This window comes from Brevibacillus sp. RS1.1, assembly GCF_013284365.1.
GTDB classification, from domain to species: Bacteria; Bacillota; Bacilli; order Brevibacillales; family Brevibacillaceae; genus Brevibacillus; species Brevibacillus brevis_D.
The window spans coordinates 868,811-883,526 of the sequence record NZ_JABSVA010000002.1 but is presented as its reverse complement, the minus strand read 5'-3'; the positions used below and the strand labels follow the sequence as shown (position 1 = coordinate 883,526).

Here is a 14,716-nt window from a genome sequence, read left to right as displayed (position 1 = left end):
AAACCGAGGGGAGGGAACGCTGGTGACGCACTATGCCATGATGGTCAATCTACAAAACAAGCGTTGCTTGGTGGTCGGTGGCGGGCAGGTAGCCGAGCGGAAAATCGGCAGTCTGCTTGCTGCTGGTGCGGATGTCACCGTTGTGAGTCCCTCCTGTACGGCAACTATTCTTGAATGGGCACACGCCAAAAAGCTGACGGTAGCACTGCGCCCCTTTACCCCACAGGACGTCGAAGAGGCAGTGCTCATCCTCGCAGCGACGAGTGATCCCGCGGTCAATCTGGCGGTATACGAAGCGTATCGTCCGCATCAGTGGATCAATATCGTTGATCGCCCAGACCTCTGTTCCTTTACCGTTCCATCTGTCGTTGCACGTGGAGACTTGCAGATTGCGATCTCTACAGGTGGAAATAACCCGGGACTGGCAAAGAAAATGCGCCGCCAGCTTGAAGAGTGGGTGGGACCGGAATACGAGGACTACACGCTTTTTCTCGGCAGCATGAGAAGACAAATACTCTCGCTGTCTGTGAGCGAAGCGGACAAACGAGCAATCTTGGCAGAGCTTTTGGACGACCGCTTTTTACAATGGACCAAAAATGGCGAAACCGACCGAAGAGATCGGGAGGCAGAAGCGCTGCTTACCATGACAAAAGAGTAGATTAACGCCAAAAATTGGATAGCTCCCACTAAGTAAGCGACTTGGTGGGAGCTTTTTTCTAGTTTTTTCGCCACATCATTTCCAAATGCCTCCCGACCTCTTGAAAGCCGAGCTTTCTGTACATTTCCTGTGGCGTATCATCTGCATAGGTGGTCAAGTACATATGGGTAGCGCCGAGCTTTTTGGCGTCCTGCATCATGACCCGAATGATTTCCGTACCGAGTCCCCTGCGCTGCCAGGCATCCAGTATAAAAAATTCCTCCATGCGAACGAGCTCCTTGTAAAGATGCCATTCACATGCGCCGACGGGCTCCTGATCGACAAAGCACACATACGGGATGATCTCACCGGTTTCATAGACCGCTCTTTTCCGGTTCGCTTTACGGACAGCAAAATCAGGATTGATCATAACCGAATCATAAGCAGTAAGGCAGCGTATGCCTGCTTCCATGACGTCAGTTGAATCTCCTCGTAAAACGGAGCATTGTGGATTCGGCGCCAGTTTATCGGCAACCTCCAGCGGAGCGAGCATGTACAGCATCGTATTCACTTCAAACCCAAGCTGGTTCGCAAAAGACACGAACTCTTCTGAAAAAGGTAGCGACGGGTGCAATTCCAGCTTCAAGTGGCCGAGCTGCTGCTCTTTGGCACGCTGAAGCTCTTGCTCGATGTAAGCTTGTAGCCAGTCCTGCGTGGGCACCGACATGACTTCTGTATAATTATGGCTATACATGTCCGGGACCGATTCATCCCGGTATACGCGCACTTGTGGATGCTCGGTTCGCGTAGAATAAGCAAGGGCATAGCGCTCCTGCAAAGTAAAAATATTCGTGAGCATTCCTTTATTCCCCATTTCCTGATATGGTGATAGTTGTTTGAATACTTGTCTTCCCTAGAGTAAGCCATTTTCCTAAAGGAGGAAACGAAAATGTCGGATGCTTTTCAAATAGGCCCCTTTTTGTTGAAAATGAGCATGCTGGCGGTCGTTGTTTCGCTTTCGCTCGGCTTTGTGGCTATATCCGCTCAGCTTACACATAGTAGGGAATGGAAGTCAGCGGTGATTGAGCTGTTGAGTCATACACTGGTGCTGGCATTTCTCATTTGGAAATTCAGCTACATCCTGTTTGATTTTTCCAAAGCGCTGGAGAACCCCTCATCCATTCTTTATTTTTCTGGGGGAGAAAACGGAACCATGTTGGCTGTCGTGGTAGTTGTCGTCTTCCTCACCAAAACAGTACGAAAAAAAGCGATTCCTGTTCATTTGGTCGCCTTGGCAATGGCGACAGGTTTTCTTGCTGCAACGGGCGTTTACCAGCTGCTCACGGTCGTCTTCGAACAGAGCAGCATGTGGTATCACGTACAGCAGTTCGCCATATGCGCCTGCTTTCTTTGGTGGCTGCATCGGGCAAAGGAAGGACTCATTCATCTGGCGGCTTGGCTTGCACCCGTAATGTGGTTTGCCATTAGCCAAGTCTATGTGCACTTTTTTGTTCCGAATCGAGAAGCTGTGTTTGCAGGACTTTCCAGCGCTCAGCTCATGTACTATGCATTCGCTCTCTTGCTGCTCTTTTTGTCCAGACGAGTGAAGCCGATAGGGGGAGCGACCGATGAAGAAGCATCATAATGTTTGGGCGATTGTCGTACTCTTGGGGCTTTTGGGATGGGGCATTTTCGATACGGAAATCTTGAACAAGCAGGAGCCCAGCGCTTCATCTGGCGAGCAAGGCAACGGGCAGATTGGAATGGAAAAAGGAAATATCGCTCCGGATTTTGAATTGCAGCAAATAGGTGGCGGTACGGTCAAGCTGTCCGATTTTCGTGGGAAAAAAGTCATTCTCAATCTGTGGGCGACGTGGTGTCCTCCTTGCCGCGCAGAAATGCCGGACATGCAGCGTTACTACGAGGAGAACAAGGAAAAAGGTGTAGTGATTCTCGGGGTCAATCTGACCGATACGGAGACGAGCCCGGAAGTAGTGGCGGATTTCGTGAAATTGTACGGCATCAGCTTCCCGATCTTGCTCGATCCCGATAAAAAAGTAGCGAATGTGTCCAAAGCCATTTCGATTCCGACCAGCTACATCATTGATTCGAACGGCGTGGTCCAGAATAAATACATCGGCCCGATGAGTGAAGAAATCATGGAGAACATGCTGTCTGTGATCCAATAGAAAAAACCGACAGCAGGCATTTTTGCTGTCGGTAGTCATGTCTCTCTGATTATCCAGCGTCTGCTTTGTTTGCTGGTTCTTTGACGGGTGTCTTTCGATCCAGACGAAACACAGCATTGAGCAGCTTGTAAATATGCTTGGATTCCTTGGTCAGCAAAGGACCTAAAATGGCGAGTATCAAAACGTAAAGAGCCGCAAATGGTTGCAAAATTTCCATGAGTGCGCCCGCTTTTCCGAGATTAGCCATGATGATGGAGAACTCACCGCGAGATACGATGGTCAGTCCAATATTCGTAGAAGCCTTCGGAGGCAACCCGGCACTTCGCCCAGCCAAAAGTCCGGCGACAACGTTACCGAAAAGGGTAAGGGCAACTGCACCAATGGACAACCATACGGCTCCACCTAATGACAATGGATCAATTGTCAAACCGAAGCTGAAGAAGAACATGGCCCCGAAGAAGTCACGAAACGGCAGGATGAGGTGCTCGATGCGCTTCATGTGTTGTGTTTCTGCCAAGACGAGACCCACGAGTAATGCTCCGATGGCTTCGGCAACATGGATCGTTTCGGAAAAACCCGCAATCAGAAACAAAGCGGCAAACACTGTAATCATAAACACTTCGTTTGATTTGATGTTCAGTGCCCGATTCAGGAAAGGAACGAGCTTGCGGCCTACGATAATGAGGAGGAGCATGTAACCGAGTGCAATCAATGCGGATGAGAGTACGCCAGCAAGAGAAGTTGCACCGCTTAACACCAAGCCGGACACGATTGAGATATAGACGGCCAAGAATATGTCTTCGAACATGATGATCCCCAAGATCATCTCTGTTTCGCGATTTGCTGTACGTTTGAGATCCACCAGTACTTTTGCCACAATGGCACTGGAGGAAATAGTGGTAATACCTGCGATAATCAAAACTTCTTTAAGTGGAAATCCAGCGGCCCAACCAAACAAGAGGCCGAGGGTAAAGTTGATGACAATGTAAATGGTACCGCCAACGGCAATAGATCGACCAGCCTTGATCAGGCGGCCTACTGAAAATTCAAGTCCGAGGTAAAACAACAGGAAGAGTACGCCGAGTCTGCCCATAAATTCGATGAGCGGGGCGCTTGAAATAAAGCGGAGATCAAACAAACCGATGTCGGGAGCGTGTGGACCCACGATCATCCCGACGAGAATGTAGAAGGGTACGATGGAGAATTTTAACTTCATGGAGAGGAACCCCGCGATTGCTATGAGTGCGAGGGCAAGACCGACTTCAAAAACGATGTGCTCCAATATCACTCACCTCCGTTGCTGAGAATAGTCTTGAGAGCCTTCACCTGCTTCCGTTCACCTGCAACGACCAAAGTAGATCCTGTACAAAGGACATACTCGGGGCCGGGATTAATCGTTTGATTATGGTCTTTTTCGATAACGGCGATGATCGTAGCGCCTGTTTCTTGACGAATGTTGAGTTCCCCAATCGTCTTGCCAATGGCAGGAGCGTTCGATTCAATCTTGTACCATTCGATCATGAGTTTGTCTAACGCAACCTCGACTGTTTCCAGTGCAGATGGTTTGTACGTCAAGCCGCCTACGATGGCAGCAATTTGTCTCGCCTCATCATCGTCAAGGGTAACCATGGAGAGCGTTTCGTCTATATCATCACGGTCAAAGTGATACATTTCCCGACGGCCGTCATCGTGAATGACGATAACCAGCTTGTCGCCACTTCTGGTCTCGACCTGGTACTTCCTGCCGATTCCTGGCAAATCGGATTCTCTAATAGAGAACATGTATGATCCTCCTTCACGCAAAACACTGTATTGGCATAGATAGCTGCTCTTTTTCCCAGTGAGCAACAAGTCGTCAATAATTATTTGGAATTATATCCATCCCGATGATATTTTAGTAATAATCCCCCCTGTTGTGCGGATTATTGTCGACATTCATACCTACAACAACTATTATACACGAAATGACATCGTTTTTCTTTAAAATGAAACATTTTTATTTAAAAATGACACACTTATAAATGAGCACGAATATTAACTATCCTCTAAAACGCAGTCGCTCCTCTATGAGTGGACTTCGATAGAGGTTATTTTAAGGATGATAAAACATGGCGAACAAACAGTATCGATTAACAGAAGCGGAATGGGTCTTTATTCAAGACATGCGATCCATGGAGATGGATGAGCTATTGGACATCGTGATCGCATTGCGCAATGAGGTAAGGGAGCTGGAGAAAAAGGCGGAGCTGATCAGAGAGCGCGAGAAAGACGGCTGGCAGGAGGAGTATCAGGCAGCTCAGAAGCGAATTAATCACCTGCGCCAATTTGAGGTTGAGCTTCGCAAAACATGGCCGAATGACTAAAGCAAAAAGAGGTTCTCTCTCAATCGGAGAACCTCTTTTTTATAGGGACTAGGCCATGATCGGTTTTGCTTCTGACTCCTTGTCCGACTCGATGGTTGTTTCATCTGTTTGCTGGACACGTCCCGGATGGAACTCATTTTCATGCTTGGCTATAACCACGGCAGCTACGCCATTCCCGATCAGATTCGTGATGGCACGAGCTTCTGACATGAATCGATCAACGCCGAGCAGGAGGGCAATGCCTTCGACCGGAATGACAGGGAAGGCTGCCAAGGTAGCGGCGAGTGTAATGAAACCAGAACCAGTGACACCGGCAGCCCCTTTTGACGTAATCATCAGGATTCCTAAAAGAGTGATCTGTTCCCAAAAGCTGAGCTCGATGCCATATGCCTGGGCGATAAAAATGGCAGCCATAGATAAATAGATGGAGGTGCCATCCAGATTAAACGAGTAGCCTGTCGGTACGACCAGACCGACAACGGATTTGGAGCAGCCGTACTTCTCCAGCCGGTCCATCATTCTTGGAAGAGCGGATTCTGAGGAGGATGTCCCGAGCACGAGCAGGATTTCCTCCCGAATGTATTTGATAAACGAGAAGATGCTGAATTTGTAGTAGCGCGCGATCCCGCCCAATACGAGAATAATGAACAAAAACATCGTGATATAGACTGCCGTCATCAAAAGGCCCAGTCTGGTCAGCGACCCGATGCCGAATTTGCCAATCGTGTACGCCATCGCCCCAAATGCAGCGATTGGAGAAACCTTCATGATCATGTTAACGACACCAAAAAATCCGTGTGTCAGCTTGTCAAACAGCTTGATGACAGGCTGGGACGCTTGCCCCATGGCAGCGAGTGAGAGACCAAACAGGACAGCGAAGAACAGAATGGGTAACAGCTCGCCTTTTGCCATAGCCCCGACGACGTTTTCCGGGATAATCCCCGTAATAAAATCAATAAAACCGTTGTTACTCTGAGCAGCAGCCTCCGTATACTTGGAGACGTCCCCACTAGTCAGTCCTGTTTTGTCAAAGCCTGCTCCAGGCTTGATCAAGTTGACAACCAACAGTCCGATCGCCAATGCGATTGTGGTAACGATTTCAAAATAGAGTAGCGCCTTGCCGCCGATCTTTCCGACCTTTTTCATGTCTCCCATACTGGCGATTCCATTCACTACGGTGAAGAAGACAATCGGTGGAATGACCATTTTGATCAGTTTGACAAAAATATCGGCCAACACTTTCAGCTCTGCGCCGAATTTGGGTGCAAAATGACCAACTACGATACCGAGAATGATGGCAATAACGACCTGTACGGTCAGATTTTTAAAGTTGATCCGCATCGAATCCATTCCTCCTCCAAGAATTGAAAGCGCTTTATTCCCTCTCTTTTGCATTGTATAGATGGTGTGGAAAATTGAAAATGATGCGGTCATATTGGTTGTTTTGGTCATTTTGGTCATAGAAATCCCCTCAAATTGGAAAGGAAAAAATCAATGATTGACATACTCTCGACACGAACGATAGGTAAAGTAAGAGAGGTACATAGTGACACGAAAGAAATAGACAACCGGGAGAATGGAGGATTTTCTATGTTCAAGAAGCAATATCTGGCGATTGCCTCAGCGTTGATTCTGACTACCACACTTATTCCGACGAGCTCTCAAGCGGCGACTGGAACGAAGAATCTGCAAGCTAAGTACAACAACATTAAAGTTATTTATAACGGTGCGGCTGTTCCAACAACAATCGAACCATTCATCGTAAACGGAACCACGTACATTCCACTTCGCATGATGGCTGGCGTATTCAGCAAGGATGTAGCATGGGATGGCGCGAAGTACACCATTACGGTAAAAGACTTGCCTAACTCCCAACACGCAAACGAGTTGGCTGCACGTGATGCTCAAATCAGAAGCCTGCAAAACACCATCGATAGCCTGAACAAAGAGATCTCTGATTTGAAAAACGGCAAGAAAAACAACAATAACAAAAAAAATGATGATATTCAGGATGCCTTGGATGATCTGGAAGATGATCTGAACTCTGATTACGATGACTACAAAGACCTCAAATGGAGTATCTCCCTGAAGGGCGATGAGGATGATATCGATGTAGAAATCGAGATCAATCTGGATAAATACAAAGATGAATTCGATGACCTGGATGACGATGGCGATGTAGAGGCTCTCGTTGAAGATATTATCAAAGATATCTGGGACGACAAGGATTTCGAAGATGCCGACATTAAAGGTGAAATCATCGACAGCGACTCCGACGATACGATTTATGAGTTCGAAGGCGATGCTAGCGATCAAGACATCAACTTTGACGTGTAAAATTAACGGAAAGTGAGGACGTTCCTCACAAAAAAAGCTTTGCTCCTTTTTACAGGATGCAAGGCTTTTTTCCTATTTTCCAAAAACATCAAAGCCAAATTTAAATACAAGGTTGTAAACTGATAGAATAGAAGTACGTAGACGATTAGAGAGACCATGCGAGAATTCTCGAATAGGAATGATCATATGTCTGTAAATCAGGTAGGGAAGATATGAAAAGCATATTATTGGTAGAAGATGAACTGGTGATAGCGCGCGTGATAAAGGCTTACTTGCAAAAGGCAGGGTATGAGGTCTGGTCAGCGAACGACGGACTCGAGGCGATGGAGCTTTTTGACGAAAAAAAGCCGGATCTGGTTCTGTTGGATGTCATGCTCCCTGAGCGCAACGGCTGGGAGATTCTCCAGTACATTCGCGAAAAGAGCTCCTGTCCGGTCATTATCATGACGGCGCTCGGTCAAACAGACCAAAAGCTCAAAGGACTGAATCAAGGGGCAGATGACTACATAACGAAGCCGTTTGTCGCGGATGAAGTAGTTGCACGGGTCAATGCGGTGCTGCGCCGCTCCGTTATTTTGGTGAAAGATCAGGAAACCCGACTATTTGGAAGCTTAAAAATAAACTTTCAGTCCCACCACGTGACGCTGCACGGTCTCGAACTGACGTTTCACCCGCGCGATTTGTCCTTGCTGCTTTTTCTGGCACAAAATCCGAATCAGACCTTTACCCGGGAGCAATTGATCGAACAAGTATGGGGAATGGACTATGGTGGGAGTGACCGTGCTGTAGACCTGGCGATCAAGCGGGTCAGAAAGACGCTGGAGAATTGGCCAGTTCAGGAAGGCGAGATCAAGACGCAAAGAGGGGTTGGGTATCAATTCTGTGTTTATAAAAAACAATGAGCCCGTATCGCTGCTGCGCTATTGGACCACACGCTATCTACTCACCCTCGTGATCGGATTAATCATCATTGGGGCTGTTTCTGCCTATTGGATCAAGTACGCTGCGATTGAAAAGCAGATCGAGGTCACGCGACTGTTTGCGGAGGAAGTAGCTGATCGAGTCGTCGATGATGTTGGAAATATTTTGGTGGGGGAAAAACTTCATCAGGTATTGGATAATCGGCGCAAGTTTATGGGTGTGGATCGCAACCTGATTTTGTTCATTGAAGATGTAAAAGGAAAGGTCGTATACAGTCGTCCAACCAAGCTTCCGCCTCCTTTGCAGCAGGCAGCACCTGAGCTGTTGAAGCAGGCAGATATGCGGGATAAAGTGAGGCATCCGTCAGGGGAGACCCTGTATGTAATCAGGAAGAATTTGGAGTTCAATGACCGAATCATTGGCGAGGTGATCTTGCTTTTTCCAGAAACGGATATCAAGGTAGGGAAAGAAGAAATCCAATATTTGGTCATCATGCTGGGGAGTTTGGGGGTGCTTGGCTGGGCGGTTATTTATTTTCATGCGCGGAAGCTGTCTGAACCGATTCAAAATGTGGTAATGTCCGCACGACAGATCGTAGAAGGAAACTACGACGTCTTGCTCAATAAAACGATCAAGGAAAAGGAAATTCACGAGCTGGTTCATACGTTTGCAGAAATGGCCGACCGTCTTCGGCAGTTGGAAAGCATGCGAACAGAGCTTTTGGCTGGGGTGACACACGAGTTGAAAACCCCCGTTACGTCGATTAGCGGATTGATCCAGGCAATTAACGACGAGGTGGTTTCCGGTGAGGAGCAGAAGGAGTTCTTGGAAATCTGCTTGAAGGAGACCAAGCGTCTGCAAAAAATGGTAGAGGATTTGCTAGACTTCAATTCATTTGCCGTAGGAGCGATCACCGTTTGTCAGGAAGAGCAAAACGTGAACAAGCTGGTCCGCGAGATCGCCTCACAATGGCAGATTGTTAACGACCTCGGTCACGTTACGTTTACCGTTGGGGTTCTGGACAAGCAGACGATGATCTATGTCGATCCGGGGCGTGTCCAGCAAATCCTGATTAACCTTTTGAACAACGCGAAACAGGCTGTTGGTGGGAAGGGAAGCATAGCGCTCACTCTCTACGAAACGGACACCGATTTACGAATCGACGTCAAAGACGATGGACCAGGAATACCCGCAAAGGAACAGCCTCTTGTGTTTGAGCGCTTTTTCCGGGGAAGCAATAAAAAAGACAAAGTACGTGGACTCGGTTTGGGGCTGTCCTATTCTCGCATGATGGCGAAGGCGCTTGGTGGAGATCTCCTCCTTGCAAATAGCACGTCAGAGGGATCTGTATTTACGCTCATTTTGCCCATGCGCAAGGAGCAGAGCGAGGAGATTGCTTGAGAGCTTCACCGGCGTTGGTGGAGCTCTCTGATTTTCTGCATCAAGGGTTCTCCGATACTCGGGGCGAATTGATCGTAGACTGGCTGCAATGCTTCGATCCAGGCCGCACGTTCTTCTGCTGTCTGTACGTGGATGTTCATCCCCCCATTTTCTTGGAGCAAGCGTAGTTGTTTGTCATTCATCGAAACAGCCAATTGATTATTGTAAGCTGTCGCTTCCTGCATCGCTTCTGATATCGCCTGCTGAATATCGGCGGGGAGATTGTTCCAAAACGTTTTATTAATCACGACGGCGTAGCCCAAATAACTGTGATTGCTGATCGTCATGTGCTTTTGAACGTGGTAAAGCCGTTTGGTGTACACATTGGAGATCGTATTTTCTTCGCCGTCTACTTTTCCGGCAGCCAGCATGCTGTATAATTCATTGAAGGAAGAGCCTACAGGGATTGCGTGGAGCGTGCGAAACTGAGCTTCGATCACGTTGCCTGGAATGATGCGCAAACGTTGGCCGACAAAATCGGAAGGCATAATTAATGGGCGGTTGGCTGTTACTTGCTTAAAGCCGCTTCCCCAGAAGGCCAGCCCTTTCATGTCGGAATCTTCAAGCTTATCGAATAGTATTTGGCCGATTTCCCCATTGAATACAGTTTCGACGTCCTCTTGCGATCGAAACAGATAAGGCAGATCAAGGACAGCCCACTCGGGAATGGTGTTCGACACATAGGAGAATGCAGGGGCGATCATCTGGATTTCGCCGTTTTGCAAAGCAGTCATTTCGGTTTTCTCTGTGTGAAGGATACTGTTGGGAAAGACTTGCACCTCTACACGTCCGTTTGTCTTTTCCTTCACGAGCTGGGAAAAACGTTCGATAGTCAGACCCTTCGGTGTGTTTTCCGCGATCACGTGGCTGAACTTGATGATAATTTGATTGGACAGCCCTACTTGTTCTTCGTCGTATCCTCTGTTGTCCATCAGGAGATCTGGACCGAAGCCGATAATGACAGCGCTCACAAGTCCAAGTAAGACTATGAATGTACTGGTTACCAATGATTTCATTATTAAACACCTGCTTATGTTGAATGAATGTGAGTGAGTTACAAACCCAATGGAAAGGAAAGAACGAACCTGCTCGAACGATTAACAATTAAATGGAAGATTATGCTACTCTCCGTCGGAATCGTTCTTTTTTCCTTGATCATCGGAAACTTGATCATGGCCGGAGGGATTATTCGGATTACGGAAACCCAACTGGGACAACGGCTGATGACCACAGCGCGCACGGTTGCGACGATTCCAAATGTACAAAAAAGCATACAGGAACCAGACGGGTGGAAGGTGATCCAACCGACAGCCAACAACCTGCGCGTCGTCAATGATGTGACGTATATCGTCGTACTGAATAAGGAGCGTGTTCGTTATTCAGACCCATTAGATGAGCGGATTGGTACGGTGTTTATGGACCCTGCGGTTGATGAGGCCTATGCGGAGCACTCCTATTTTCAAAAAGTCATAGGAGAGATGGGAACGGCTCTGCGGGCCTACGTGCCAATCATGGATGACCAGCATCAGCAGGTGGGTGTTGTCGTGGTCGGACGTGTCATGCCTGATGTCTGGGGGATCTTGTACAGCGAGCGAAACAATATCGCGCTGACCTTTTTCCTCTCCTTATTGTTCGGGGTGTGGGGCTCCTATCAGTTGGCCCGTCACATGAAAAAGCAGATGCTCGACTTGGAGCCAGACGAAATCGCGCGAATCCTGGTAGAGAGAACCGCAACCTTCCATGCCATGCATGAGGGAGTAATCGCTATCGATAATCGGGAGCGAATCACAATCTTTAACGACAGGGCGAAGCAAATTTTTGGCATAGAAGGAGAAGTGCTGGGCAAGCACATACGGTCTGTCCTGCACGACACCAGATTACCAGAAGTGTTGGAGCTTCGCCAGAATTTTACCAACACGGAAATTCACGTCGGCAATACATTGCTCTGGTCCAACCGTTTTCTGATCAAAGTCGAGGAAAAGATCGTCGGCGCCATTGCGATTTTTCAGGACAGAACAGAAGTGGCGAGAATGGCGGAGGAGCTGACAGGTGTAAAAGAATTCGTCGGTGCACTGCGGGTACAAAATCACGAGCACATGAATCATTTGCATACCATCGCAGGCTTGCTTCAGCTCCATCAGCATGAAAAGGCACTCACGTATTTGTTCGAGGTCAACGAGCAGCAGGAGGAGCTCACCTCCTTTTTAACAACAAGGATCATGGATGAGAACTTATCTGGGCTTTTGATCGGCAAAGTAAGTCGCGGAAGAGAGCTGGGCATCCGTGTTGTCATTGATCGCAGGAGTCATCTGGAACGTTTTCCGCCGTACATGGATCATCATAATTTCGTGCTCATATTGGGAAATCTGATCGAGAATGCCTTTGATTCACTGGAGCGCATCGAACGTGACGAGAAGGAGATCATGATCAGTATCGAACAAGACGAAGAGATTTGCTCCATTTTGGTGGAGGACAATGGAATCGGCATGGACGAAGAGACGCGCCGACATATGCTGGAACGGGGATTTTCTACGAAAGAGCGTGCGCACCGTGGACTTGGTCTACATCTGGTGCATCAGTTGGTCAATAAAGGGGGAGGCGAGCTGGTTTGCCATTCGGCACGCGGAGAAGGGGCCAGCTTTCTCATAACGTTTCCGATGGGGGAGGTGGACAGTCATGGAGAAGGGTAACGATCACATTCGCGTACTGATTATGGAAGACGATCCGATGGTACAGGAAATCAACAAGCAGTTCATTGAGCGCGTCCCGGGCTTTGTCGTGGTCGGAATTGCAGCCAACGGGGCAGATGGACTCAAGCTAGTGAAAGAGCTCACTCCTGACTTGGTGATCATTGATATTTTTATGCCGATCCAGGACGGGGTGAAGGCGCTGATGGAGCTGCGCGCCGCCAAACATGCAGTAGACGTCATCGTCGTAACCGCTGCCAAGGACAAAACCACGATCCAGTCCATGCTGCGCAATGGGGCAATGGACTATATAATCAAGCCGTTTCAGTTTGAACGGATCAAGCAATCATTGGAAAACTATCGAGAGTTTCGCCGACGGATTGAGTGGGAGGGAACCGCATCCCAGGATGAGGTCGACCAGCTGTTATTCCGCAAAAGCCGGGAAAAGGAACAAGCCGATACCACTCCAGCCAGGGCAATGCTGCCGAAGGGACTGCACGCTGTCACTATGGAGCAAATCATGCGTCAGATCGAGAAAGAGAGTCAGCCGCTCTCGGCAGATGATGTGGCCGAACGCGTTGGGATCGCGAGAGTGACGGCCAGACGCTATTTGGACTATCTAGAGAAGAGCGGGAGTGTCAGAATGGATGTCAGTTATGGTGGGGTAGGCAGACCGACGAATCGCTATGTACGTGTCACTCCACAAGATGCGGGGGGCATGGGGGGTAGAGAGCGCCATGGTCGATTATGAATCGTTATTAGGTTCGCTGTTTGATATTGTGCACGTAACAGACGCAGAAGGCAGAACCTTGTATGGCTCAGGACGATATGAGGAATTTTTCGGAATCGATCCCAGGGAGATGATAGGCAAACCGATCGAGGAGTTTTATCACCTCGGCTATTTTGCGCCAACGATCACGATGCGGGTCATTCGCGACAAGAAAAAGGTACACACGATTCAAACCACCCGCAAAAATCAAAAGCTTTTTGTGGAAGGCACACCGATTTGGGATCAGGACGGGAATTTTAGCGGAGTGGTTCATACTTTCATTGATATAACGAGCCAGGAGCAACTGCAGCAGGAATTAAATGAAGTCAAGTACGTCGGAACGGTCTTGCAAAGTGAAATGACCAAGGAGAACAACAGACGAAAAGGAGAGACTAGCTTGATCTACCGCAGCCAGTCCATGGAGCAGGTCGCCATGTTGGCCAAAAAACTGTCGCAGGTAGAATCATCCATGATCCTGCTAGGAGAATCAGGTGTCGGAAAAGGCGTGCTGGCAAAATACATCCACGAGTGCAGTCCGAGAGTGGACAAGCCATTCGTGCACATCAACTGCGGAGCCATTCCCGAGACATTGCTGGAGTCAGAGCTGTTTGGCTATGAAAAGGGTGCTTTTACAGGAGCATTCAAGGATGGCAAGGCAGGTTTGATTGAGAAGGCAAACGGAGGCACGCTGTTTTTGGACGAGATCGGGGAGATGTCACTCTCCTTGCAAGTAAAGTTGTTGAATGTGCTGCAAGAAAAAACGATTACGCCTGTAGGCAGCTCTGTCTCGCGAAAAGTAGATGTAAAGCTGATCACGGCTACGAATAAAAACCTGCGGCAAATGGTCAAGGAAGGCAAGTTTCGCGAGGATTTGTACTATCGCATTCACGTCGTCCCATTGGAAATTCCGCCGCTGCGCGAACGGCTGGAAGAAATACCCGTGCTCGTCCATTATTTTCTTAATGTCTTTTCGCAAAAGTACTGCTTGGAGAGACAGCTCGCAGATACTTGCTATCGCATCCTCAGTGAATACGATTGGCCTGGCAATGTGCGGGAGTTGGAAAATGTAGTGGAACGGCTCGTCGTCACGTCTCACGATGTCCTCATTACGCCCGCGCAAATTCCGCGTTACATACATAACCAAGAGTACAGAGAGCACAAAGGGATCAAGGTCGATCGTGTGATGGCGATGCAGGAAGCAATGGACGAGGTGGAGCGCCAGCTTGTGCAACGGGCGTATGAGCAGCATAAAACGACGACAAAGGTAGCGGAAGCGCTCGGAATCAGCCAGCCGTCTGCCAGTCGCAAGCTGCGAAAATGGTTATGCACCAGTTGACACAGATGTACGATAATGGGGAGAGAACCCCGGAGGA

The 14,716-nt window shown here is 48.4% G+C and carries 15 protein-coding genes; 10 read left to right on the top strand and 5 right to left on the bottom strand.

Going from position 1 to position 14,716, the window contains the following annotated elements; translation table 11 throughout:
* Window positions 1-22 precede the first annotated feature (22 nt).
* Window positions 23-658 carry a precorrin-2 dehydrogenase/sirohydrochlorin ferrochelatase family protein gene (locus HP570_RS09640; RefSeq protein ID WP_173625579.1) on the top strand — a complete coding sequence of 212 codons (636 nt, stop codon included), beginning with the start codon at window positions 23-25 and terminating at the stop codon, window positions 656-658.
* A 58-nt stretch (window positions 659-716) separates the two neighbouring features.
* Here HP570_RS09640 and HP570_RS09635 read toward each other — a convergent pair whose 3' ends face one another.
* Entirely contained in the window at window positions 717-1,496 is a 780-nt protein-coding gene (locus tag HP570_RS09635) for a GNAT family N-acetyltransferase (protein ID WP_173625578.1), read from the bottom strand.
* 90 nt (window positions 1,497-1,586) lie between these two features.
* On the opposite strand from HP570_RS09635, the gene HP570_RS09630 reads away from it, so the two are divergent.
* Both HP570_RS09630 and HP570_RS09625 read left to right on the top strand, forming a co-directional pair.
* Window positions 1,587-2,282, top strand: coding sequence for a hypothetical protein (locus tag HP570_RS09630; RefSeq protein ID WP_173625577.1), 696 nt, complete (start codon window positions 1,587-1,589; stop codon window positions 2,280-2,282).
* Window positions 2,266-2,826, top strand: a complete 561-nt coding sequence (locus HP570_RS09625; RefSeq protein WP_173625576.1) for a peroxiredoxin family protein — start codon at window positions 2,266-2,268, stop codon at window positions 2,824-2,826. The genes HP570_RS09630 and HP570_RS09625 overlap by 17 nt, the downstream gene beginning before the upstream one ends.
* Window positions 2,827-2,875: 49 nt before the next feature.
* Here the strand turns inward: HP570_RS09625 and HP570_RS09620 are convergent, their stop codons facing one another.
* Entirely contained in the window at window positions 2,876-4,108 is a 1,233-nt protein-coding gene (locus HP570_RS09620; protein ID WP_012684990.1) for a cation:proton antiporter, read from the bottom strand.
* A gap of 2 nt (window positions 4,109-4,110) precedes the next feature.
* Complete coding sequence (locus HP570_RS09615; protein WP_012684991.1) at window positions 4,111-4,608, bottom strand: cation:proton antiporter regulatory subunit; 498 nt, start codon at window positions 4,606-4,608, stop codon at window positions 4,111-4,113.
* A gap of 326 nt (window positions 4,609-4,934) precedes the next feature.
* Between HP570_RS09615 and HP570_RS09610 the strand changes: the two genes are divergently transcribed.
* Window positions 4,935-5,189, top strand: a complete 255-nt coding sequence (locus tag HP570_RS09610; RefSeq protein WP_012684992.1) for a hypothetical protein — start codon at window positions 4,935-4,937, stop codon at window positions 5,187-5,189.
* 48 nt (window positions 5,190-5,237) lie between these two features.
* Here the strand turns inward: HP570_RS09610 and HP570_RS09605 are convergent, their stop codons facing one another.
* Complete coding sequence (locus HP570_RS09605; RefSeq protein WP_173625575.1) at window positions 5,238-6,530, bottom strand: dicarboxylate/amino acid:cation symporter; 1,293 nt, start codon at window positions 6,528-6,530, stop codon at window positions 5,238-5,240.
* A 249-nt stretch (window positions 6,531-6,779) separates the two neighbouring features.
* Here HP570_RS09605 and HP570_RS09600 point away from each other — a divergent pair, with 249 nt between their 5' ends.
* The 3 genes from HP570_RS09600 (at window position 6,780) to HP570_RS09590 (ending at window position 9,848) form a co-directional block, all read left to right on the top strand.
* Window positions 6,780-7,526, top strand: coding sequence for a stalk domain-containing protein (locus HP570_RS09600; protein ID WP_012684994.1), 747 nt, complete (start codon window positions 6,780-6,782; stop codon window positions 7,524-7,526).
* 212 nt (window positions 7,527-7,738) lie between these two features.
* Entirely contained in the window at window positions 7,739-8,428 is a 690-nt protein-coding gene (locus tag HP570_RS09595; RefSeq protein ID WP_012684996.1) for a response regulator transcription factor, read from the top strand.
* Window positions 8,394-9,848 carry a HAMP domain-containing sensor histidine kinase gene (locus HP570_RS09590; protein WP_173625574.1) on the top strand — a complete coding sequence of 485 codons (1,455 nt, stop codon included), beginning with the start codon at window positions 8,394-8,396 and terminating at the stop codon, window positions 9,846-9,848. The genes HP570_RS09595 and HP570_RS09590 overlap by 35 nt, the downstream gene beginning before the upstream one ends.
* Before the next feature lie 5 nt (window positions 9,849-9,853).
* Here the strand turns inward: HP570_RS09590 and HP570_RS09585 are convergent, their stop codons facing one another.
* Entirely contained in the window at window positions 9,854-10,903 is a 1,050-nt protein-coding gene (locus HP570_RS09585) for a DctP family TRAP transporter solute-binding subunit (protein WP_173625573.1), read from the bottom strand.
* A gap of 102 nt (window positions 10,904-11,005) precedes the next feature.
* On the opposite strand from HP570_RS09585, the gene HP570_RS09580 reads away from it, so the two are divergent.
* The 3 genes from HP570_RS09580 to HP570_RS09570 are packed head-to-tail and all read left to right on the top strand — an operon-like array spanning window position 11,006 to window position 14,679.
* Window positions 11,006-12,577, top strand: coding sequence for an ATP-binding protein (locus HP570_RS09580; RefSeq protein ID WP_173625716.1), 1,572 nt, complete (start codon window positions 11,006-11,008; stop codon window positions 12,575-12,577).
* Window positions 12,564-13,325: a response regulator gene (locus tag HP570_RS09575; protein ID WP_173625572.1), complete on the top strand. Its 762-nt coding sequence runs from the start codon at window positions 12,564-12,566 to the stop codon at window positions 13,323-13,325. The genes HP570_RS09580 and HP570_RS09575 overlap by 14 nt, the downstream gene beginning before the upstream one ends.
* Window positions 13,312-14,679, top strand: a complete 1,368-nt coding sequence (locus HP570_RS09570; protein WP_173625571.1) for a sigma-54 interaction domain-containing protein — start codon at window positions 13,312-13,314, stop codon at window positions 14,677-14,679. Before HP570_RS09575 ends, HP570_RS09570 begins: the two co-directional genes overlap by 14 nt.
* The last annotated feature ends 37 nt before the right edge of the window (window positions 14,680-14,716 follow it).